This is a genomic window from Streptomyces sp. 8N616 (assembly GCF_052246385.1).
Lineage (GTDB): Bacteria > Actinomycetota > Actinomycetes > Streptomycetales > Streptomycetaceae > Streptomyces.
In genome coordinates, this window is sequence record NZ_JBQQBY010000013.1 from 25,016 (window position 1) to 47,396 (window position 22,381).

17 protein-coding genes are annotated in these 22,381 nt (G+C 68.1%); 6 read left to right on the forward strand and 11 right to left on the reverse strand.

The annotated features are described in order from the left end of the window. Positions 1-20: 20 nt before the first annotated feature. The 8 genes from ACTWQC_RS13785 to ACTWQC_RS13820 form a co-directional block, all read right to left on the reverse strand. Positions 21-3,374 carry a non-ribosomal peptide synthetase gene (locus ACTWQC_RS13785; RefSeq protein WP_443315941.1) on the reverse strand — a complete coding sequence of 1,118 codons (3,354 nt, stop codon included), beginning with the start codon at positions 3,372-3,374 and terminating at the stop codon, positions 21-23. Continuing rightward, on the reverse strand, positions 3,371-4,630 hold the full coding sequence (locus ACTWQC_RS13790; RefSeq protein WP_443315942.1) for an ATP-grasp domain-containing protein: 1,260 nt from the start codon (positions 4,628-4,630) through the stop codon (positions 3,371-3,373). The genes ACTWQC_RS13785 and ACTWQC_RS13790 overlap by 4 nt, the downstream gene beginning before the upstream one ends. Further along, positions 4,627-6,096, reverse strand: a complete 1,470-nt coding sequence (gene argH, locus ACTWQC_RS13795) for an argininosuccinate lyase (RefSeq protein ID WP_443315943.1) — start codon at positions 6,094-6,096, stop codon at positions 4,627-4,629. The genes ACTWQC_RS13790 and argH overlap by 4 nt, the downstream gene beginning before the upstream one ends. Then, a complete protein-coding gene (locus ACTWQC_RS13800) occupies positions 6,093-7,163 on the reverse strand; it encodes a cysteine synthase family protein (RefSeq protein ID WP_443315944.1) in 1,071 nt (356 codons plus the stop codon). The genes argH and ACTWQC_RS13800 overlap by 4 nt, the downstream gene beginning before the upstream one ends. Before the next feature lie 102 nt (positions 7,164-7,265). Next, on the reverse strand, positions 7,266-8,204 hold the full coding sequence (locus tag ACTWQC_RS13805; protein ID WP_443315945.1) for an ATP-binding cassette domain-containing protein: 939 nt from the start codon (positions 8,202-8,204) through the stop codon (positions 7,266-7,268). A 182-nt stretch (positions 8,205-8,386) separates the two neighbouring features. Beyond that, positions 8,387-8,902, reverse strand: a complete 516-nt coding sequence (locus tag ACTWQC_RS13810; RefSeq protein ID WP_443315946.1) for a hypothetical protein — start codon at positions 8,900-8,902, stop codon at positions 8,387-8,389. 818 nt (positions 8,903-9,720) lie between these two features. After that, complete coding sequence (locus ACTWQC_RS13815) at positions 9,721-10,374, reverse strand: HAD family acid phosphatase (protein WP_443315947.1); 654 nt, start codon at positions 10,372-10,374, stop codon at positions 9,721-9,723. Positions 10,375-10,455: 81 nt separating this feature from the next. After that, on the reverse strand, positions 10,456-11,304 hold the full coding sequence (locus ACTWQC_RS13820) for a streptomycin biosynthesis protein (protein WP_443315948.1): 849 nt from the start codon (positions 11,302-11,304) through the stop codon (positions 10,456-10,458). 543 nt (positions 11,305-11,847) lie between these two features. Between ACTWQC_RS13820 and ACTWQC_RS13825 the strand changes: the two genes are divergently transcribed. From ACTWQC_RS13825 to ACTWQC_RS13850, 6 genes are all read left to right on the forward strand, one after another. Further along, the gene (locus ACTWQC_RS13825; protein ID WP_443315949.1) at positions 11,848-12,300 is read left to right on the forward strand and encodes a helix-turn-helix domain-containing protein; all 453 of its coding nucleotides are present in this window, start codon (positions 11,848-11,850) and stop codon (positions 12,298-12,300) included. Between the two features lie 59 nt (positions 12,301-12,359). After that, positions 12,360-12,530, forward strand: a complete 171-nt coding sequence (locus ACTWQC_RS13830; protein WP_443315950.1) for a hypothetical protein — start codon at positions 12,360-12,362, stop codon at positions 12,528-12,530. Between the two features lie 331 nt (positions 12,531-12,861). Continuing rightward, positions 12,862-13,368, forward strand: coding sequence for a hypothetical protein (locus ACTWQC_RS13835; RefSeq protein WP_443315951.1), 507 nt, complete (start codon positions 12,862-12,864; stop codon positions 13,366-13,368). 171 nt (positions 13,369-13,539) lie between these two features. Further along, positions 13,540-14,727: an MAB_1171c family putative transporter gene (locus ACTWQC_RS13840; protein WP_443315952.1), complete on the forward strand. Its 1,188-nt coding sequence runs from the start codon at positions 13,540-13,542 to the stop codon at positions 14,725-14,727. Positions 14,728-15,236: 509 nt separating this feature from the next. Beyond that, the gene (locus ACTWQC_RS13845; RefSeq protein WP_443315953.1) at positions 15,237-15,989 is read left to right on the forward strand and encodes a class I SAM-dependent methyltransferase; all 753 of its coding nucleotides are present in this window, start codon (positions 15,237-15,239) and stop codon (positions 15,987-15,989) included. Between the two features lie 530 nt (positions 15,990-16,519). After that, the gene (locus ACTWQC_RS13850; protein WP_443315954.1) at positions 16,520-17,017 is read left to right on the forward strand and encodes an SPW repeat protein; all 498 of its coding nucleotides are present in this window, start codon (positions 16,520-16,522) and stop codon (positions 17,015-17,017) included. Positions 17,018-17,120: 103 nt separating this feature from the next. On the opposite strand, the gene nrfD is transcribed toward ACTWQC_RS13850, so the two are convergent. The 3 genes from nrfD to fdh form a co-directional block, all read right to left on the reverse strand. Next, entirely contained in the window at positions 17,121-18,044 is a 924-nt protein-coding gene (nrfD, locus tag ACTWQC_RS13855; protein WP_443315955.1) for an NrfD/PsrC family molybdoenzyme membrane anchor subunit, read from the reverse strand. A gap of 66 nt (positions 18,045-18,110) precedes the next feature. After that, positions 18,111-19,022: a 4Fe-4S dicluster domain-containing protein gene (locus ACTWQC_RS13860; RefSeq protein ID WP_443315956.1), complete on the reverse strand. Its 912-nt coding sequence runs from the start codon at positions 19,020-19,022 to the stop codon at positions 18,111-18,113. Next, entirely contained in the window at positions 19,019-22,312 is a 3,294-nt protein-coding gene (gene fdh / locus ACTWQC_RS13865) for a formate dehydrogenase (RefSeq protein ID WP_443315957.1), read from the reverse strand. Before fdh ends, ACTWQC_RS13860 begins: the two co-directional genes overlap by 4 nt. Between the last annotated feature and the right edge of the window lie 69 nt (positions 22,313-22,381).

Sequence of the window (22,381 nt, forward strand, 5' to 3'; positions counted from 1 at the left end):
CCCGTGCTCATCCCCTCGTCCTATGCGTCATCCCCGCGTCGCCCCGCCTGGTCCCGGGCCCGGGCCGCTCCCTCGCACGCGGCCCGTACGAGGGCGGCGGTCTCCCCCGGCCGCGTGCTGATGAAGTAGTGACCGCCGTAGGGAAGTTCGCGCAGCTCCACGGTGTCGGAGACGTGCTTCCACTCGCTGTAGCGGTCCGCGAAACCGGCGGTCGTCGGGTCGTCGCGGGCGATGACGACCTCGACCGCGCTACCGATGCGGTACCGCGCCGCGTTCTCGCGTACGCCGATCAGATGCCGGTTGGCCGTCAGCACGTCGTGGCGGTAGGCCGCGCCCACCACATCGGCGCGCTCCGGTTTGAGGGCGTCCAGCTCGACATACGCGCTCTCGTCGCGCAGCCGGGCGAGGAGGCCCCTGTTGTCCACGGCCTCCACATCCCTCATCTCGCTGCGCAGCGCAGCGACGCTCTCCAGCAGCAGTGCGCCGATGAAGACCCGTTCGGGCTGCCTGCCCGCCTCCTCCAGCAACCGTGCCGTCTCCAGGGCAGCCGCAGCGCCGGCGCAGTGGCCCCACAGCAGGACCGGGGTACGGATCCGTTCCGCGATCTCCGCCTGAACCCGGCGGGCCACCTCGGCCACGTCGGCCGGCGGCTCCTCGGCCCCTGCCAGGTCGTGGCCGGGCAGCTCCACTCCGTACACCGCTATCCCGTCGCGTTCCAGTTCCTTTGCCAGGGAGCGGAAGTTGACCGCATTGCCGCCCGCGTACGGGAAGCAGACCAGCGTGTGGTGCGGCCTGGTGACGGCGGACAGCGGCTGCAGCAGGCTGTCGGCCGGGGACGCCTGCCCGCCGCGCGCACCCCTCTCGTCGAGGACCACCGCGAGGGCCCCGAGTACCGGGTTCTGTGTGAGCTGCCGCAGCGACAGTGCCCGGTCCATGCTGACCAGCAGGCGCACGGCCGCGAGCGACGTCCCTCCCAGCTCGAAGAAGTTGTCGTCCCGGCCTATCCGTTCCAAAGGAACGCCCAGCACTTCGGACCAGAGCACCGCCAGACGCTGCTCGGTGTCGGTGACCGGTGCGGCGTAGGCCGCTCCGCCATGGCCGAGTGTCCCGGCCAGCCGGGTGAGCGCCTTCTTGTCCACCTTGCCGTTCTCGGTCAGCGGCAGCCGCTCCATCTGGTGGAAATAGGTGGGGACCATGTACTCGGGCAGCAGCCCGGCCAGAAAGTCCCGCACCTGTTCCGCCCGCAGGTCCTGGGGACTGCTGTAGAAAGCGACGAGGTTGCGCAGCTCGCCCGCGCCGCCGTCGATGACGACCGCCGCCGCGCGTACGCCTGCCATGGTCAGCAGCTTGTTCTCGATCTCGCCGATCTCGATCCGGAAGCCGCGGATCTTCACCTGTTCGTCGCGCCTGCCCAGGTACTCGATGCGGCCCTCGGGGAGCCAGCGGCCGAAGTCGCCGGTCCGGTACATCCTGGTGGCCGCCCGGAACGGGTCGGGAACGAAAGCCTGCCGGGTCCGCTCCTCGTCGTTGATGTACCCGCGGCCCACGCACACGCCGGAGAACGCGATCTCACCCGGCGAGCCGAGCGGCACAAGCGCCAGACTCTCGTCCAGTACATAGGTGTTGACGTTGCGCAGAGAGCGTCCCACCGTCACAAAGTCACGGTCCGGTACCCCATCCAGCACCTCGTGCATGGTGTCGTCCGACACCTCGGTCGCGCCGTAGGCGTTGACCAGGCGGATGTGCGGGTAGGCGGCGAACCAGCGCTGGACCAGCTCCATCTTGAGGGCCTCACCGGTCACCGACAGCGAGCGCAGGACGCCCAGCGGACGCGGGTTCTGCTCCAGATGCGTGAGCATGACCTCCAGGTACGACGGCACGACCTGCGCGACGGTGACCCCGCCCGTGACGATCTCGTCGATGAAGTCCCCGACGTCCAGCAGTACGTCGGTGTCCACAACGCGCACGCTGCCGCCCACCAGCAGCGGCGCGGCGAACTGCCAGAGAGAGATGTCGAAGCACTGCGAGGCGGTCTGTGTGACGACCTCGTCGGCGCCCGTCTCCATCCCCATGTCCTCGATCTTCATGAAGAGGTGGTTGAGCATGCCCGCGTGCTCGCACAGCGCGCCCTTGGGGGCGCCGGTGGAGCCGGAGGTGAAGTAGATGTACGCGGCCTGCGCGGGCTCGACGGGGACCCCGGGGTTCTCCGCCCCGGCCCCGGAGGCGTGGATGCCGGGCACGGACAGGACACGGGGCGCGGAGCCGAGGCCGGCCGTGGCCCGGCGGACGAGCTCGTCACTCGGCGGCTCGGAGAGCAGGAAGGCGCAGCGGCTGCGCTCCAGTTGAGCGGCGACCCTGTCCGCCGGGAAGTCGGGGCGCACCGGCAGATACACACCTCCCGCCTTGAACACGCCCAGCGCGGCGGCTATCCAGTCCGGGCCGCGGTCCATGACGACGGCCACGACGTCCTCGGCGCGGACGCCGGCGCCGAGGAGGGCGTGCGCGATGCGGTTGGCGCGCGCATTGAGCTCCTGGTAGGTCCAGCGGGTCGTGCCGTGGACGGCTGCCACGCGGTCGGGAGCGGTGCGGACCCGCTCCTCGAAGAGCTCGACGAAGGTGGACGGCGGCAACTCGACGCGGCGGCCGGAGAGCCCGTACAGCTGCGTCTCCACCTCCGAGTCGGACAGCAGGCTCTGCCGGTGATGCCGCGCCCCGGGGTCCTCGGTGAGCAGTCGCAGAGCGGTGAGGTGGTATCCGGCCAGCCGCCGCGCGTACGCGTCGTTCACGGTGCCGCGGTCGAAGGAGATCCGCAGCTCCAGCTCGTCGCCATGGTGCGCGTAGGCGACCCGCAGAAGCGCTCGGTCGCCGGGCTCCGGGGCCGGGGCCGGGGCCAGGGCCGGGGCCGGGGGGTTCCCCGCGGCCGGGCCGGCGCCGACCGCTGCTTCCTGACGCAGGCCGGACAGGTCGAGGACCACCTCGGGACCGTCGTCCGTACCCTGCCCGTCGGCGTCCTGCCCTTCGGCGGCCCGCCCGACGTCGGCCGCCGGGGACCCGGTCTCGTTCGTTCCCGCGACCAGTTCGGCCCACGTGGAGTTGTCCACGGTCAGGGACAGCGGCACCGGCCGGTCCGCGCCCGGCACCACGCGGCCGATGAGCAGCTCGCGTTCGGCGCACACGGTCGCCAGCACCCGGGCGTGCCCGGCCATCAGCAGGGCGGGCAGCGGCGCGCCGAGCCGCACGCCCGTGCGCTCCAGATCCCGTACGAGCTCCCCGGGCAGCCGCGTGCGGTGCTCGCCGGTGCCCTCATCGCTGGTCAGCGGCTCTGTCCACCGCGGGACCTTGGTGAACACCCCGTGCATGCTGTGGTCCGTCATCGTCCCCCGTCCCCTTCCTCCGGTCCGTTCCCGGCCAGTTCGATCCTGATGAGGCGCACGGCGGATTCCGCGCGCCGTCCGGCTTCCCCGGTATCGGCTCCGACGGCCAGGGCGTATCCCAGGCGGTCCTGGAAGGAGTGCGTGAGCCGTACCGCCGAGCCGGGAGCCGCTGAAGTCCGGGCCTGGACGACGCCAGGAGCGGCCGCCGCCTCTTCCACGCCTGCGACGGACGCGACCCGGCCGGTGCCGGACGCCATGAGGAAGCGGATGGCGGCATGCCCTTCCCCCGGCCCGGCGGGCACCGGCTCCCCGCCGCTCGCCCGCGCGATGACCGCGTCCACGAGGTCGATGCCGGTCGCGGCCCGGACCGCCGCGGGGATCATGCCCCCGGCGAGCCGTGGATTGACCTCGATGACCACCGGGCCCCGGGCCGTCCACCGCAGTTCGGTGTGGGCGGCGCCCCAGCCGAGGCCGAGCGCCCCGAGCGCCGCTACGGCCGTCTCGCCGAGCCTGGCCCGCCGGTCCGGGGGCACCGGAGCGGGCACGTCGTGTCCGGTCTCCACGAAGAACGGCTCGGAGCCGGTGTGCTTGCCGACCACGGCCACCACACCGCTGTCGAAGGTCTCCACGGAGAACTCCGGCCCGCGGGCGGCCGCTTCGACCAGGATCTGCCGCGCGACGGGCGCGCCCCGCTCGTCCCCGGTCCTGGACAGCAGCCCGTCCACCCACTGCCGTACCTCGCCCGGGTCGCGGCACAGTCTGACTCCGACCGACCCGGAGCCGCTGACCGGTTTCACCACCACTGGATACCCGAGCTCCTCGGCCGCGTGCACCGCCCCGGCCGCCTCCTCGACGGCGCGGAAGGCCGGCACGGGCACACCGGCTCCCGCCAGCAGCGTCCGCTGGGTGCTCTTGTGGCGGCAGCGGGCGATCGCGTCACCGTCCGGCGCGGGCAGGCCCAGTTTCCGGGCGGCCCGCGCGGCGGTCGCCACGAAGTACTCCGAGCTGGAGGTGATCCCCCCGAGGCCCGCGCCGTCCGACAGCTCCCCGCAGGCCGCGAGCACGGCGTCGATGTCGCCGGTGTCCAGAGCCACCGTGGCGATACCGTCCTCGGCCGCGTACGGATAGCGGTCCGGGTCCTTGGCCAGCAGCACCGGGCGCATTCCGCGTGCGCGCGCCGCGGCGCAGAACTGCCGCCCCGTACCGGTGGTGTTGCTCTCCACGAACGCGAACCAGCGGGTCTTTGCGCCGCTCATGCCGACCCGCCTCCGCTCGTAGGAGCCGACCTGTCGATCAGTGCGGCCACTGCCTGCTCCAGCTCGCCCTGGGCCGACGCCACGCGAGCCCGGTACCGCCGCAGCCAGCCACTGTGGGCAGCGAGCTGCTCGCGCATGGCGTCGAAGGCGGTGTCGAACGCTCCGGGGCCGCCGCCGAATCGGTGCTCGGTGACCGCCTCGTCCAAAGACGGCAGCGCCGCACCCGCGTCGACAGCCGCACCGTCGATCTTCAGCTCCGTGGCTCCCGACTCCACGGCCTCACGCACGGCGGCGCCCACGAGGTGATGGGCCGTACGGAACGGAACCCCCTGCCGCACCAGCCTGTTGGCGATCACGGTCGCGGTCACGAAGCCCTCCTCGGCACGCTCGGCCATCCGGTTCGGCACCGGGCGCGCGCCGCTGACGAGCACCTGAGCCAGCAGCACCGATTCACGCACCGCCTCCAGCGCGCCCCACACGCCGGCCACCGCCTCGGTGCCCACTTCGATGGAGTTGGTGAAGGGAGTTGACTTCATGGCCGCCGCTGCTCCGGTCCAGGCGCCGATCGCGGCGCCGGCCTTGGCCTTGACGTGTTCGAGAAGGAAGGCGTTGCGCTTCTGCGGCATGGCCGAGCTCCCGCCCACCAAGCGCTCGGGAAACTCGACGAAGCCGAACTCCTGGGTACTCCACAGCTGGAGATCGGTGGCGATGCGGCTCAGCGTCAGGCCGACGCCGCTGGCTGCGGCAAGCGCCCGCAGCGCCGTGTCCCGGCTGGCCACCGCGTCCATGGCATGCAGCGGCGGTCCGGCGAAGCCGAGGAGCTCGGCCGTACGAGCGGGCTGGATCGGCAGGTCGGTGCCGGCCACCGCGCCCGCGCCCAGCGGGCAGCGGTCCAGCGCGCCGAGGGCGAGCCGCAGTGCGTCGATGTCCCGGCCGAGCGCCACGGCGATCCCGGCCAGGTAGTAGCCGTAGGTGACGGGCATGGCGGGCTGGAAGTGGGTGTAGACCGGCATGAGCGTCTGCCGGTGCGCCCGCGCGCGGGAGAGCAGCACGGCCTGCATCCGCAACGTCTCACTCAGCAACTCCGTGAGATCGGCGCGCAGCCGCAGGGCGCTCGTGGTCGCCTTGATGTCGTTGCGCGACCTGCCGGTGTGCAGCTTGCCGCCGACCCCGGCGCCGAGCTCGGCCACGAGATGGCTCTCGTACATCATGTAGAGGCCCCGGGGGGCGGGAAGCTCGTACAACTCCCGGAAGCCGCCGGCCCGCAGACGCGTGATGCGGTCCAGGAGCGCCGCGGCCGCCGGCACGGGCAGCAGGTCGCACTCGGCCAGCATGACCACATGCGCCAGGTCGACGGTGGTCGTCAGCCCGAGCTCGTGGCGGATGCCGGCCGGGCCGGGCTCACCGTAGACCACGCGCTGGGTACGGCTCCCCAGGGTCGTGGTGAGCCGGCCGGTGGCATTCATGACAGGGCCTTCGCGGGCTCCGTGACGGAGGACCTGCCCACGACACCGGAGACCTCGTCGTAGGCGCGGCGGCCCCAGTCCAGATGGCACCACCGATCGCCGGCCTGGTCGACGGCTGTGATCCGGACGGGCTCTTCGGGCTGGGCCGTCGCGTATCCGTTGTCGGCGAGCCAGGCGTCCGAATACACGGTGGCCTGGTAGCGGTAGCCCTCGTCGGGGAGGATCACCACACACAGTTCGTCGGGGTGGTGTTGTGCGTACCAACGGGCCGCGAGGTAGGCGGCCCCGCTGGTCGGCCCCTGGAAGAGGGCGTGCTGGGCGTGCAGCCGGCGGGTGGCGGCGTAGGCCTCGGCGGCTGTGCACCAGTGCACGTCGTCGAAGACGGTGTGGTCCAGATTGGCGGGCCACAGGCTGTTGCCGAGGCCCCGCAGCGACCGCGGGCCGTCGGGGTGGCCGAACAGCACGCTGCGATGGGTGTCGACGCCGATGGCCCGGGTGTGCGGGGTGTGCTCGCGCAGCCCCGTGATCGTGCCGCACATCGAACCCCCGGAGCCGACGGGCCCCACCACGCAGTCGACCTGCCCCAACGACTGGGCGAGTTGCTCCGCCACCACCCCGTAGGAGCGCGGGTTGTCCGGGTTGCTGTACTGCTCGGGGCACAGGCTGCCGGGGTGCTCCGCCCTGACCTCGGCGAGCCGGCGCAGCCGGGCCTCCTGGAAGCCTCCTACCGGCGCGGGCTCGGGGCAGATCTCCACGCTCGCGCCGAGGTCCTCCAGACGGCGGTGGAGGTTGGCGTCGATGGCCGGGTCGCTGACCAGGATCAGCTTCCGCTCCATGAGGGCGGCCTGCATCGCCAGGGCCAGGCCGAAGGTGCCCGAGGTGGTCTCCACGATCACGGTGTCGCGGCCCAACTCGCCGCGGTCCGCCGCCCGGCGGAGGATATAGCGGGCGGGCAGCAGCTTCATCAGCGTGAAGACCGCTCCGTACAAGTTCGGCCCCAGCTTGATCAGCCGCGGCATCATCTGAGCCTCGGTGATCTCCTGGAACGTGGGCGTGGCTACCGCCATGAAGGCTCCCTGTGACTCGGGGCGGAGAACAGCACGGACGAGGACGTCGGCGCGCGGAGGACTGCCGGAGCTGACCGGCGGTGAGACGCTTTCCTGCCGTCTTCACGAGAGGACCGGAACGCCGGAGTGCTCGGCCAGCGCCAGATAGACATCGTTCAGGGTCGGTTCGGCGAGTGAGATACCGGTGATCGCCACACCCGCGTCATCGAGCGCCCGCACCACGGCCGCCAGCCCCACAGAGGTCTCGACCGGCGCACTCACCGACCCCGGCTTCTCCGAGGGCTGTGGCTCGAGCCCTGCCGCGCTCAGCGCGGTCATGGCCGAGTGCACCGTCGCGGGATCGGCAAGGGTCGCGTGCACGGTGCTCGCGCCCACCCGGTTCTTGAGCTGCTCGGTCGTTCCCTCGGCGACCGTCCGTCCCTCCGCGAGCACAACGATCCGGTCGGCGAGCTGATCGGCCTCCTCCAGATACTGCGTGGTGAGCAGCACGGTCATGCCCTGGGCGACCGACTGCCCGACCAGCTCCCACAACGAGTTGCGGCTGACCGGATCGAGGCCGGTGGTCGGCTCGTCGAGGAAGAGCACGCTGGGGCGGCCGACAAAGCTGCTGGCGAGATCCAGGCGGCGTCGCATGCCGCCCGAGTACGTGCGGGCGGGCCTGTCGGCTGTCCCCGTCAGTGCGAACATCTCCAGCAACTGCCCCGCACGGGACCGGGCTTCGCGACGACTCGCCCCGAGCAGGCGCGCGACGAGGACAAGGTTGTCCATCCCCGACAGGCTGGGGTCGACCGACGCGAACTGCCCTGTCAGGCCGATCCTCGTGCGGACATCGTGGCCCTCCCGCGTCACATCGAATCCGGCGACCCTTGCGGTCCCGGATGTGGGCGGAAGCACGGTGGTCAGAATGCTGACCAACGTGCTCTTGCCTGCGCCGTTGTGCCCAAGAAGGCACAGCACTTCACCCTTGCCGACTTCGAAGCCGACGTCAGTGAGAGCGTGCGCCTGACCAAAACTCCTGCTGATCTCAATTGCTTCGATCATTGCACGGCTCACGTTTTGTTATTCCTCGCAGACAGTGGTTCAGCGCCCATGGCAGAGACAGGGAGGGAATGTGTGGGCAAGGAATGTCTACCTCGCCTCCCGAACGAGCGACAAGGCGATCTACAGCAAGCTGCCAGCGCCCCCCACCACCGCATTCACGGATGTTCGGCAATGGCAGGTTCTCACCCGGCACGCGACTCGCCGGGATCGAACGCCGTGGCCATGGGAGGCAGGAGCCCCAGTTCCACGGCGCGGGCGCCGGTCTGGAATCTGGAGTTCGCCCCGAGCTCACGCGCGATTTCCGCCACATGACGGCGATAGGTGCGAACCGACATCCCCAACTCGCGAGCGGCCGCCTCGTCCGTACGCCCCGAGCCGAGCGCCACCAGGATCCGCCGGGTCAGCCCGTTGCGCGACCTGCGGCCGAGTTTCCGGTAGTTCCCGATAGCCACACTGGACCGCCAGGAAGCGGCGAAGAGCGCTCGCAGATTGGTCAGCAGAGCCGGCGCACGGACCAGAAGCGCCTGCTGGCCCATCGGCTCATCCCTGGTCCGCACCAGCGCGGCCACATCGTCGACCAGCACCATTTCCTGAAGCGGCACTTCGACGAGCCGTATCTCAACTCCGTGGGCGAACTTGTCCAACTCCTCCATCAGCCCACGGTTTTCGAGGATGGTCACCCTGCCCATCAGCTTCACGTCGATACCATGGGCGGCCGCCCTGCCGAGCCGGCTGAAGAGGTTTCCCAGCGCCGCTCCCCCGGTTTCGGGGAGGACCACGACAACGTACCGGCAAGCGGAGCCGACTAACCGTTCCGCGGCGGCTCCCACTACGGAGTCATTCGACTCCAATGGCGCCACCGAACGCCTTCCCGAGTGGCTACGGTGTTTGTCGACAGCTGATTCCACGAGCAAGCGGGCCTGCAGCAGCATTTGCTCGATTTCATCGCTGGACGATGCAGTCCCCATCGGGGACGGCATTATGTTGCAGTCGTTTAGCTCTTCCGAATCGACAGACAAACTTGGCACAGCTCCCCCTGAAGCTCGACCAAACCAAGCCCGAATCTACTGGCCGCATCGACAGGTGCAGACCAATCCTCGGCAGGATAGCTCTATCGCTTTCAACAACTACGATCTGACGGCTACGCTTCGCACACCGTTCATGCACCCACCGTCAATCGATGTCCCATCAGAAATACCCCCGTCACAGAACATCCTGCTCAGCGAGTCGCTCGGGCCGTCACCGGCAGGCGCGACTCCATATGGCCGGTCTAAACCACGTGCCTCAATTTACCAGGTGACGACTCAAGTTTGAGGCGTCCCTCATTGCATGATGATGCCCTTCCGTACACAGCGGCAGCGGAGGACATTGCACCCCGCACACTTCTGGCAGGAAGCTGCAATGCGTACTGGCGTGATGGCACGCCAAGGCCCCTGGCGCACCACAGCAAGTGGCGCCCCAGGGGCCTCGTACCTCTACTCTCCTGTCCGCCGACTGCCCGTGGGCAGCGGACGGTTCAGGACAGCTTTCCGCCGTAGTCCGGCAACTTGAACGAACGCTCGGCGTGACCACCGACCAAGTCGGAGGAGTTGTTTCCGATGTTGGCGATGATCTTGTAGCCCTGCTTCTCGATCGCCGCCCGCTGCTCCGTCTTGAAGACGCTCACCTCGGCAAACAGGTCGATCAGTCCGCGCTCATAGAGGCCGGTGACGGGGTAACCCGCACTCTCCAGGTTGTACTTGGTCACCGGCCGCAGGATCGCTGGGCGCGCAGTCACGAAGAAGATGTCCGCCCCGCGGGAGTGCGCGTACTTGGACAACTCCAGTACCGGCGCGACCGCTTGCGTGGGCGGCACGGGATGAAAGTACGACTCGAGAGACGTATTGTCGATGTCCAGGACTATCGCTTGTTTCTCTTCCTGAGAATTCTCGGTGCGCTGCTCGATGTACGGGCGAGCTTCGGCGATGACACGCTCCACGTCTCGCCGCCACGTGTCGTAGTCAACGCCACTGTCGGCGGCTACCGCCGGGGGCCCTGATAATTGTGCCGCGCCATTCGGTGCTGCGGTAGCAGTCGCCGCTGCTGAGGCACTCACCACCGCCGCAGCAACAGTCACGCCGACTCGTCGTCCCACACTACGTGCTGTCACGTCGTAGCGTTCCTCTCTCACTGGGGATCGTCGTTCGCTCAAGAACAGTCAACGGGCCGAATCCTCATTCAAAATCCGACAACGATGTCTCGCCGTTGAGCATCAGGCATTTCTCTCTTCGAGCTCACTGGCAAGACGCAGCCACTGCTCGGCGCAGGCGCGAGCCGCCTGGGCCACGGCCTCGGTTCGGTGACCAGGTACGCTGCCCGCCAGTCGGCGCCATTTGTTCCGGTCACCGATCGAGTGGGCGCTCAGCAACTGGATCAGCGCCCGTCCCGCTTCCGTACGCATCGAGGGGTCCTTGCGCATACTCGGGAGCTCGGTCTCGACGACAGCCAATTCCGTCTGCGGGACGGCGGCTTCGGCTGCGGCATGACGCAATCGCGCTGGCAACGGGTCTTTGCCCAGGTGAATCCGGTCCCGTACGTCCTTGGCCGTGGCGATGCTGATTCCGGCCGCTGCGGCGATCTCCCTGAGCGGGCTGTCCGGGTGGGCAAGGAGCGACTCGCTGGCACGTATACGGCCTTCGGCAGGGTCGACGGGCCGAGCGCGCCCGTCTCTACCCACCCTCTTTTTCAACTGATCGAAACGGTCAGTTGAACGCTTGCGCATGGCCGCGACAGTGCCTGCAGCGAGGCCCGTGACTTCGGCGATCCGCCGGTCCGACCAGTGCGGGTGGGAGGCGAGGATGCGCGCTGCCGCGCGGCCACGGTCGGCCTGGCTGAGGGGCAGTCCATTCGCTGAGTTCAATTTCACAGCCAGGACGAAGGCGTCTTCCTCGGTACCGTCGAAGAGATGCACCGCGATGCGCTCTTCGCCTCTGGACTCGGCGGCGCGGACCCGGTGCATGCCGTCCACAACGCGCATCGTGCGCCGGTGGACAACGATGGGAGGCAGCTCACTGTCCAACCCGGCCAGCAACCGCACGTGCTCCGTGTCCTCACCGCTCAACCTCGGAGAGTCGGACGGCAGAAGGGAGGCGATGGCAACCAACGTCCTCGGCATCTCGGCCGACTCACCGCCGCGGCAGGGATGCGCCACCCCCAATGGCGTCCGCGCAGCATCCGTGCGGGAAGGGAGTTCTGCGGTGGGCTCGAGGGCCTCGCAGGTCACCGCGCCACCACCTCGAGTCCCGCGGCTAACGGGCGCACTCCGTCCGCAGGGCTTCTGGAATCATTCATGACGTGCTGGCTCCTGGTGCAGTCGTCCGTGCATGAGGTGGTGCAGGGCAACGCACTGCCCGCGCGTGCACGCGGCTCGGGCAGTCGGTCGGTCATCGGCGCGTGGCTCCCTGCACGCAATCCGACTCGGGCTTATGGTCCCGGAGTGGTCAACTCACGTGAATCACATGCCAGTCAGGAGCTTGACCACGGTTGGTGGTGGCACGCATTTGCACCTTAGCCCGAGGGTTGACGTGTTTCAACTGAGGTGAAGAAACTGCACGCGATGCACGTTCACGTAGGTGGAAGCCACTGCGGTGGCACAGGAGGCACGATGACCGAGGGGACGGGGCGCAGCTTGGCGGACAAGCTCAACCACCTGTTTGCCACCGTCAGGCCCAGGCACGACCGGGAGTACAGCAATGAGCAGGTTGCGGCCTCCATCGGCCGGACCGGCGTGACGATCTCTCAGAGCTACATCTGGCAACTGCGCAAGAGCAAGAAGGCCAATCCGACCCTCAAGCATCTGCAGGCACTGGCCGACTTCTTCGGGGTGCCTGCGGCCTACTTCTTCGACGACGAGGTCACCGATCGGGTCACAGAACAGCTCGAGACCCTGGCCGCGAAGCAGGCCCGGTGGAACGCGTCCGTCCAGAGCAGCGATGTGAAGCTGATGGCTTTGCGTGCCGGCGAGCTCTCGGAACAGGGCCGCAAGCAGGTGATGGACCTGCTCGACTTCGTCTACCGGTTGGAGCAGGCGGGAAGCACGGAGGACCCCGACGACTGACCTGCCCTTCATCAAGGGAAGTCAGGAAGGGGAGGCCAGGAGGGTCGGGGACTGGCGCGGTGGCTGATGCTCCGTTTCCGGTCCCCGCCGCTCCACCCGCAGCGCTCGACGACCTGCTGGGCGGGGCCGGACTGAAGGCCGTCACCGCCGGCATCCAGATGCCACGCATGAACTTCATCATGGAGCGCTGGTACAAACCTGCCGACGCGAGGTCCTGGACCGCAGGTTGATCTCGAACCAGCACCATCTCCGGCATGCGCTCGGCGAGTTCAAGGCCTTCTACAACTGGCGAGATCGAGCGGCTGAACCCGATCGATTCTCCTGACAAAGAAAAGCCGGAAGCCGAGTAGCGGTCACCGCCGCCGAACTTCTTGCACCATGCTTGCGAGCCCGACGGTCCAGACGGGAACGGCTCGTACGGGCCCCTCGGCTACCAGTCGACCTTGTGGGAGGCGTGGGTGCAGACTAGGCTGACAGCGCCGCAGAAGCGGGTGTCCCCCCGGCTTCGATGGCAAGGTCTACTGCCGATGCGCAAGCCAACCCGCCATGGACACAAGGTACATGACTTCAGGTCAGCTCCGAAGATACGGGAAGGCCATCCTCCGCGAGATCGAGCTTCCGCAGCCCTTTTTCGTCACCGCGCTATGTGATGCAATCGCGATGCAACGTGGACGCCCCCTGTATCTACACCCATTGCCAGCGGAGAGCGGCCCCGATATTCCCTCTGGAGTCTGGATCGCGACCGAGACGGCCGATCACATCTTCTACGAAGAGCAGACCAGCGCCTTTCATCGAGACCACATCATCCTGCATGAAATCGGTCACATGCTGTGTGGACACTCCATGCCGCACCTAGCCGATGAGTCCGGCCTCTCGCCGGGTCGCGACCAGACAGACCCCGACGTCGTCCGAGGAGCACTCAAGCGGACGAGCTATACGACCGAACAGGAGAGACAGGCCGAGATGGTTGCCAGCCTGATCCTGGAAAAGTCGAGCAGGATGCGGGACAAGCCGTCGAGCAAGCACGACCGCTGGCTCGGTTCGGCGCTCGGAGTGATCGATGACTGAAAATTTGGTCCGGTTGCACCTTTTCGTCCCTCCATGGGAGGTTGACGTCATCTGACGTCCAGCATTCATCGGTCGACTCCCCTCGAGGGGAAGCACTCCCGACCGGCTGGCCATTCTGGTGATTCATAGGCGGCCGACGACACAGGTCTAGGGCGAGATTGGGAATCAAGGATGACTGAGCTGATCCAATTGGTATTACTCTGGCTGTGCTGGGCCGTCGTCATCATTCGCGTTTCCGCTCTGCGATCGAGGAGTCAACGGCCACTATGGTTTGCGCTCCTCATGCTGGCCCTGGGTATGACTATGCTTCAAGAACCGACAGCACAAGCACTCCTGCACCTCACTGGTCTTCCGCGCATCGGAAACCTGGTGTCGAGCCTGATGGCGGTCGGAGTTGCGACCACCCTCCTGACATTCGCCGCACGAGCCTACCTGGCAGACAAGTTGCCGCGTGCCCCGTTCAGGCGTCTCCGCTTGATCTCCTGCGGCATGACGGTCGGCACCATGATCGTTACATTCTCGATCGTCACGTTCCAACGAATTCCTACGAGGGACCGCTTCCTCCCCATTCCCGGAACGTTTACCGTGCACAGCGTCTACTGGGCGACCTACCTAACGTACATGCTGGTCGCTACTGGCGTCACCTCAGCCTTACTCGTCGTCATCTTGTGGACCGTCCGTTCGTGGCTGATGCGAACACCGGTGCTTCTTCTGACAGTCGCCACCAGCACGTTCATGGTCTTTCTCGGTAGCCGGGTAGTAGCCGTGTTCACCTACTCGGCAGAGCCCATCAAGTACGGCACGTACATATCCTCGACCCATACCGTAGGCGTCGCCCTGGGCTGCTCGATCGCAGCTTTCATACCCATGATTCAGGGCTACACTTCATGGCGCAACGGCAACATGCTCTACCCACTGTGGAAGACCTTGTGCACTGCCCTACCGCAAATTGCTCTCTATCCACCCCGTTCTCGACTCGTTGACGTGCTACTGCCGCAAGATAGTCAGCTGCGGCTGCACCGCCGGCTCGTCGAGATCCGTGACGGGCTACTGATCATGCGTGACTGGGTCACCTCGACCGATCTTGACCACATACGGGCAGTGATCGCCGAAGAGGAAGTCCCCAGTGACCAAGCCGAGGCTGTGATAACAGCGTGCTGGCTCAAGGTGGCGTTGTCTGCGCACGGGGCTGGTCTGCCGAATACCGAGCAGGCACTCGATCTGGTCCGTCGAGGCGGGAGCGATGGGGAATCCGAACTCAGCTGGCTCCGCGAAGTAGCGAGAGTCTGGTCAACGCCGTTGGTAGAGCGATGCGTGTCCGCGGTGAACGCTCGCCATCGGGTGGGCAGACTGGCCTGACGTCGGCATGCGTGCACCGCAAACCGGGGCCAAGCCGCCAGGATCAGGCCCGCGAGCATCTCACCAGCCCCGTGAACCCGCGGGCCGGGTGGACGCGAGCCATCACGGTCACGGACGTTGGTCAACCCGCTTGAAACTGGCCGATGTCGCGGCGACTGGCGTCCCTCATGTCCTGTGCCCCATCGAATCGGACGAGGCGATGGGCAACGCCCGTCGGACGATGCCGGAGGGCTTGCACACGCCTCGCGGATGTACAGCCCCGTTGCCCAGTTCTGTTGGCGTTCCAAGCCATCACGAACCGGCCGTTGATGCGCCGGGCAGGGGCCACGGACTATCGTGACGACACCGAGGTTGCCCCACAGCGAAGTTCCGCACCTGCGCCGTTTCCTCGAGCCGCCGCGCGAGCGCTCGGTCGTAGGGGCCGGCTTCGTCGACACACGGGACGAGGACGCCGAATACTTATGGACGCGAAACTCAGGACCGACGCATATAGCACCGGTCCGTTCAGCATGGACGAGCTCACCGAACGAGACCGGCTGTTGCTCTTGGAGCAGACCAAGGACTCCGACACGATACGCGTCTTGGAGTCGCTTCCTGTGGCAGAGTCATGGCGGTGCCTGGAGATCGGCGCCGGCGCGGGGTCGATCGCCTACTGGCTCGGCGAGAGGTGTTCGAAGGGACGCGTCGTCGCCGCCGATATCGACACCCGGAATTTGGATCCGCACCGTTCACCCAACGTGGACATCCAGGAAGTGGACATCGCTACGCACAGATTCGCCCCGTCGTCCTTCGACCTGATTCACGCGCGCGCGGTTCTCTGCCACCTCCCGGCCCGAGACGAGGTCCTTGCCCATGCTTTCGAGTGGCTCGCCCCCGGCGGGTGGTTGTTTGTGGAAGATGTCTACACCCTTCCTGTGGGCTCCAGTCCGTACGCAGCCATGAACCGCTACGCCGCGGCCGCCCAGAATGCTGCACAGATACGGGGTGCGGACATGCAATGGGGCAGCAGAGTTCCAGGCATCCTGGCCACGCTCGGACTCGGCCACGTCACCGCAGAATCCAAACTCCGCCTCGTGGGTACGGGCGGATTACCGGATGACCTCTGGCGAATCAACCTGAAACAGGCCGGAAGGCACCTGGTCAACGGCGGGCTACTCACCCAGGACGACCTCGACGAATGCCTGGCTCTCCTCGACAACCCGGGTTTCGTCGATATCCGGTATATCGGCATCGCCGCCTGGGGCCAAAAACCGCCGGCGTAACCAAGACAGCGGACGAAGATCCGGCAGCAGGGCGGATGCCGAATCATCCGCCCTGTTCAAGCAGCATGCCGAGGACCTCGGCCCTGCAGTAACGGCTGGTGTCGCACGTCGTGGCCTGCCGGGACCGCCCTTCCACCCTCACCCTGGCGCAAATCCGCAGGTCAGCGCCATGCGCACGACCATATGGCCCCGGCCTCGCCCATGAGGATGCGTGCTGCCGTCGGCGCAGGCGCGGCGATTGATTCCCGCACGGGTGACGGCATTGCCGCGGGATCGCAGGCCCAGCAAGAGGAAACCGATGTCGTCGAGGAGAATCGGATCCCGCCGGTACGCTCAGCGTCCGAGCGGCCACCGATCGCGACCGCTGCCTGTCGGTAGGCACACGCCAACGCCCCCGCCGGGCGACCTCAGATGAAGTGGCAGATTTCCTGCATGGCGACAGCGGAACTTTACGGAGCATGCAAAGTTAGACCTGCTCCGATGGGGTACCGCAAATGTGCAATGAGAAGTTTCCTGAGGAGGTGGTCTTGGTGACCGCTCCTACGAGTCCCACCCCCATCGAACAGCATCCGGACCTGCTCGAGCTGCGCGCACGCTCCGAGCAGGCCACGGCGACGCTGCCCGCCCAGGCCGCCGAGGCGCTGGCCGTCCTCGCCGGTCTCTACCTGACGGTCTCGCCGTGGGTGGCAGGGTTCGATGCTCTGACGCCGCTGGCGATCAGCAACCTCATCACCGGTATCGCCTACACGCTCTGCGTGGCGGGGTTCGGGACGGCATACGAGCGCACCCACGCCATGAGCTGGGCCGCCGCCGGTATCGGCCTGTGGACGATCATCAGCCCGTGGGCCATCGCCGGCAATGTCGACACCGCCCGCACGATCATCAGCAACGTCATCGCTGGATCGGTCGCGCTGGTCCTCGCCCTGGTCATCAGCGCCATGGCACCCGCAGCACGGGTGCGCCAGGCGGTGCGCTCGTACGGCGGCATGACCGGCGGCGCACACGCTCGAGGGTCGCCTGGGGCATGAATCCGTAGTCTGCCCTACACGTACGGTCGCCACAGCGGCCGTACGTCTATGCCTGGACGAGCCCAGCCACCGCATAGCGTCGAGAAACTGCTGTTCTCAAGCGCTACGCCGCCTCGAGGCGTTCCCGCTGCGGGACCACGACGTACTTCGGGTCTTCAGAGGACCGAACACCGGCTTCGAAGATGCCGAACCGCGTGCACAGCCCCGCCGCCAGATACGCCGTTCCCGCCAGTGCCGAAGCCGCCCTGCTGCGGCGCCCCAGTACGGAAAGCCCCGCCCCGGCCACGGTCAAGGCCTTGCTCAGCTTCAGCAGCCTGCCCGGCCGGCCCTGGACGTACGGCTCACCGACCAGCCCGAGCCGCTGTTCGATCCGGTGCATCGCAGCGAGTTCCATGGCCGCGCCGAGCATGCCCATCCGGAACGGCGGCTGGTGATCCGTGTGCGGTGCGCCGACCAGTGCGGCTCCCGCCCCGCAGGCCAGCGCGCTGCCGGCGAACGCGAACGGCAGCTCTGGGTACGCCTCGTGCCACGCCGGCACCGCGGTGTCGGCGAGCAGCACCGCCGTGTAGGTGCACATTGCCGGCCCGAGCGCGGCGGCGCCGAGTCCGGCCAACCGGCCCAGCAGAGGGAACCTGCCGGTCACCCGGGAGGCGACCGACGCGGTGGTCAGCGCGGAGAAGGGCGAGAGGATCCACGAGCCCACGGACAGTGGGGACGTCGGCTTGAGGACGCGGAGCATCATCAGGAAGCGCTCGGGACGGCCGAGGTCGTGGACCAGGGCGCCGACGCCGACAAGGGCGCCGCCGGCGGCCACCCAGCTGCCGACCCGGGCAAGGTCCGGCCGCCCCGTCAAGTCGGCCACCGCCGACATGGTTGCCGAAGCACCGGCCGTCCCGCCGAGGAAGAGATATCCCGGCACGTCCGGCACCTTCCAGGTGGGGCGTTTCAGGATCGGCCGGCCGTAATAGGAGCGGAACTCCGCCCGCGGAACGGTGGCTTGCTGCCGCTGTCCGTCAGCCGCTGTCACTGTGTGCTCCTCACTGGGTGCTCCTCACTGGGTGCTTCTCACCGGGTGCTCCTCACCGGGTGCTGCTCACCGGCGCCGCCCCACGAAGGACAGCGTGACGCTCGCAGCCACGCCGAGCGCCGCCACGGCCGCGTACCGCCACATCGACGGCAGGTCGCATGTGGTGACGACGGGGTCGGGCGGCAGCCCGTACACCTCGGGTTCGTCGAGCAGCAGGAAGAACGCCCCGTCACCGCCGACCCCGTCCGTGGGGTCACGGCCGTACAGGCGTGCCTCGGGGGCGCCGCGCCCGTGCAGTTCCTCCATCCGCCGGTCGGCCCGTTCGCGCAGCTCCTCCAACTCGCCGAACTGGATGGAGTCGGTCGGGCACGCCTGGGCGCAGGCGGGCTCCTTGTCCGCCCCCAGGCGGTCGTAGCACAGCGTGCACTTGAACGCCCGGCCGTCGCCCTTCCGGGTCTCGATCACCCCGTACGGGCAGGCGGGCACGCAGTAGCCGCAGCCGTTGCAGATGTCCTGCTGCACCACGACGGTGCCGAACTCGGTGCGGAAGAGCGACCCCGTGGGGCACACGTCCAGACATGCCGCGTGCGTGCAGTGCTTGCACACGTCACTCGACATCAGCCAGCGCACCCCGGGTTCCCCGTCCCCGGCGGGCTGCTCGGGCGCACCGATGGTCGGCATCCCCAGCTCGACGAGCGGGCGTTCCGGCGCCACCTGCTGTTCGATGAACGCCACGTGACGCCAGGTGTTGGCGCCCAGCGCGCCCGTGTTGTCGTACGACAGCCCCAGCAGGTCCGGCGCGTCGTCCTCGGGCGGGACCAGGTTCCACTCCTTGCACGCCACTTGGCACGCCTTGCAGCCGATGCACACGGACGTGTCCGTGAAGAAGCCCATCCGGGGCGGATGCGTGTCCGGGTATCCGGCGTCCGCGCTGGGATCGGCCAGCGGGCCGCACCATCCGCTGTGGTCGGCGGTCACGGCTGGGAGCCTCCTCCTGCGCTCGGGCCCGGTCGGGGTGAACCGGTGTCGTCGGTGATACCGGCGCGCCGGCGGTAGTCCGCGACGAAGGCCGGCAGGGCAGGGCCGCGCGGACGTCGGCCGGGACGGATGTCGCAGGTCGCCGCTTTGGACTCCTGAATGTGGACATTGGGGTCGAGCACCACGGACAGCAGCTCGTTCGCCGCATCCCCCGTGGAGAGCCCGTTGGGGCCCCAGTGATACGGCAGTCCGACCTGGTGGACCGTCCGGCCCCGGACCTTAAGCGGCTGGATCCGGTCGGTCACCAGCACCCTCGCCTCCACCGCCGTGCGCGCGGTGACGATGGTCGCCCAGCCCAGGTGGTCCAGCCCGCGCTCCTCGGCGAGAGCGGGGGAGATCTCGCAGAAGAACTCCGGCTGCAGCTCGGAGAGATAGGGCAGGGTCCGGCTCATGGCTCCGGCGGTGTGGTGCTCGGTGAGGCGGTAGGTGGTGAAGGGGTACGGGAACACTTCGCTGCGGCTCGGGTGGTACCGGTTGGCCGGGTGGTCGTACGCCTCGAGTGCCGGATTGGTCTGCTGCCGGTACAGCGGATTGTCCACCGGGGACTCGAAGGGCTCGTAGTGCGCGGGCAGCGGACCGTCCGCCAGTCCCGCCGGGGCGAACAGCCAGGCACGTCCGTCGCTCTGCATGATGAACGGGTCGGTGCCGTGCAGCGCGTGCTCCGCCCGGGCGCCCGGCGGCGGCTCGTAGTCGGGCGGCTTTGTGGGCTCGAAGTCGGGGACGTCCTCCCCCGTCCAGCGGCGCTGGTCGGCGTCCCACCAGACGTACTTCTTGCGCTCGCTCCACGGCCTGCCGTCGGGGTCTGCGGACGCCCGGTTGTAGAGGATGCGGCGGTTCGCCGGCCAGGCCCACGCCCAGTCGGGGGCGACCCAGCTCTGCTCGCTGCCCGGCTTGCGGTTCGCCGCATGGTTGTGGCCATCGGCGCGGACCCCGCAGTAGATCCACACTCCGCAGGAGGTGGAACCGTCGTCCGTGAGCTGGGTGTACGACGACAAGGGCCCGTCGGGACCGGCACCGTTGATCTCGGCCTGCACGGCTTCTGCGCTCGGCTCGGCCAGCGGGCCCTCCGTCGGATAGTCCCACGTGAGGTCGAGCAACGGCCGGTCACGCGGATCCGTCGACCCGGCGAGCTTCTCCCGGACGATGCGACCCAGGTGGTAGTAGAACCACAGGTCGCTGCGGGCGTCCCCCGACGGCTCGACGGCCTTGTGGTGCCACTGCAGGAGCCGCTGTGTGTTGGTGAAGCTGCCGTCCTTCTCCGTGTGCGCGGCGGCCGGCATGAAGAACACCTCGGTCGGGATCTCCTCGGTGCGCAGTTCACCGGTCTCGATCTCGGGCCCGTTCTTCCAGAACGTCGCGCTCTCGATGAGCTGGAGGTCCCGCACCACCAGCCAGTCCAGATTCGCCATGCCCAGCCGCTGCAGCTTGGCGTTGGCCGACCCGACCGCCGGATTCTGCCCGACGAGGAAGTAGCCCTTGCACTCCCCGGAGATCTGGTTCAGCACCGTCTGGTAGGTGCCGTGGGAGCCACTCAACCGGGGCAGATAGTCGAAGCAGAAGTCGTTCTCCTCGGTCGCCGCATCACCCCACCATGCCTTGAGCAGGCTCACCACATAGGAGCGCATGTTGCCCCAGAAGCCGGTGGCGCCGGAGTCTGCGGCCACGAACGCATCGAGGTCCTGGTGCTGATGGGCATACGGCATCGGGATGTAGCCGGGCAGCAAGTCGAAGAGGGTCGGGACATCCGTGGAGCCCTGGATGCTGGCGTGCCCCCGCAGCGCGAGGATGCCGCCCCCGGGACGGCCGATGTTGCCCAGCAGAGTCTGCAGGATGGACGCCGTACGGATGTACTGCACGCCGACGGTGTGCTGCGTCCAGCCCACCGAGTAGCAGAACGCCGTGGTGCGCTCGCGGCCCGAGTTCACGGTGAGCGCCTCGGCCACCCTGGCGAACTGATCCCGTGGAATGCCGCAGACGTCCTCGACCATCTCGGGCGTGTAGCGGGAGAAATGCCGCTTGAGTACCTGGTAGACGCAGCGCGGATGCTGCAGGGTGGGGTCCATCGTCGGCTGGGTGCTCACCCTCGGGCCGCCCGCTCCGTACTGCTCCGCACGGGCGGTGTCGCGGAAAGCCTTGCCTCCGTGCTGCTCTTCTGCCGCGCCGGGCTCGGCCCGTTCCCTCCACCGGTCCCGGCGGCCGGCGGCTGCGGCGGGCTCCGCCCCCTCGTACATCCAGGTCCCGGTCTCGTAAGCCCTGCCCTCCGGGTCGAAACCGGAGAACAGCCCGTCCAGGTCCTCGGTGTCGGCGAAGTCCTCCCGCAGAATGGCCGGCGCGTTGGTGTACGCCACCACGTACTCGCGGAAGTCCTTCTCGTTGCTCAGCACGTGGTTGACGAGAGCGCCGAGGAACACGATGTCCGTGCCGGCCCGCAGCGGCACAAACAGGTCGGACATGGCGCTGGTCCGGGTGAACCGGGGATCGACGTGAATGACCGTCGCGCCCCGTGCCTTGGCCTCCATGACCCACTGGAACCCGACCGGATGGCATTCGGCCATGTTGGAGCCCTGGATGACGATGCAGTCGGCATTGGCCAGGTCCTGCTGGAACGTCGTAGCTCCGCCGCGACCGAACGAGGTTCCCAGACCGGGAACGGTGGAGGAGTGTCAAATACGCGCCTGGTTCTCGATCTGGATGGCCCCCAGCGCCGTATAGAGCTTTTTCATCAGGTAGTTCTCTTCGTTGTCCAGCGTCGCTCCGCCGAGACTGGCGATGCCGAGCGTCCGCCGGACGGTGGCGCCGTCGAGCGAGTCCTGCCAGGTCCGCCGGCGCGTCTCGATCACGCGATCGGCGATCATGTCCATCGCCCGGCCCAGCGGGATCCGCTCCCACTCGGTGGCGTGCGGACGCCGGTGCAGAACGGTGTCGACGCGGCTGGGGCTGGTCACCAGCTGCTTGCTGGCTGAACCCTTCGGGCACAGGCGGCCGCGCGAGACCGGCGAGTCCGGGTCGCCCTCGATCTGGGTGACCTTCTCGTCCTGGACGTAGACCCGCTGGCCGCAGCCCACGCCACAGTAGGGGCACACCGACCGCACGACCCGGTCGGCCTGCTCGGTGCGGGCGCGCAGCTGCTCGGTGCCCCGGGAGCGAGCCGCCGCTCCTCTGCCCAGCACGTCGTCACCGGTGAGCTGCCGGTACACCGGCCAGCCCTCGATCCACTGCCGCAGGCCCACGACGATCTCCCACCTCGTGTCCCAGCCATGTCCCCGTCACCGTAGGCCCGGGCGGGCACGGACGCATGT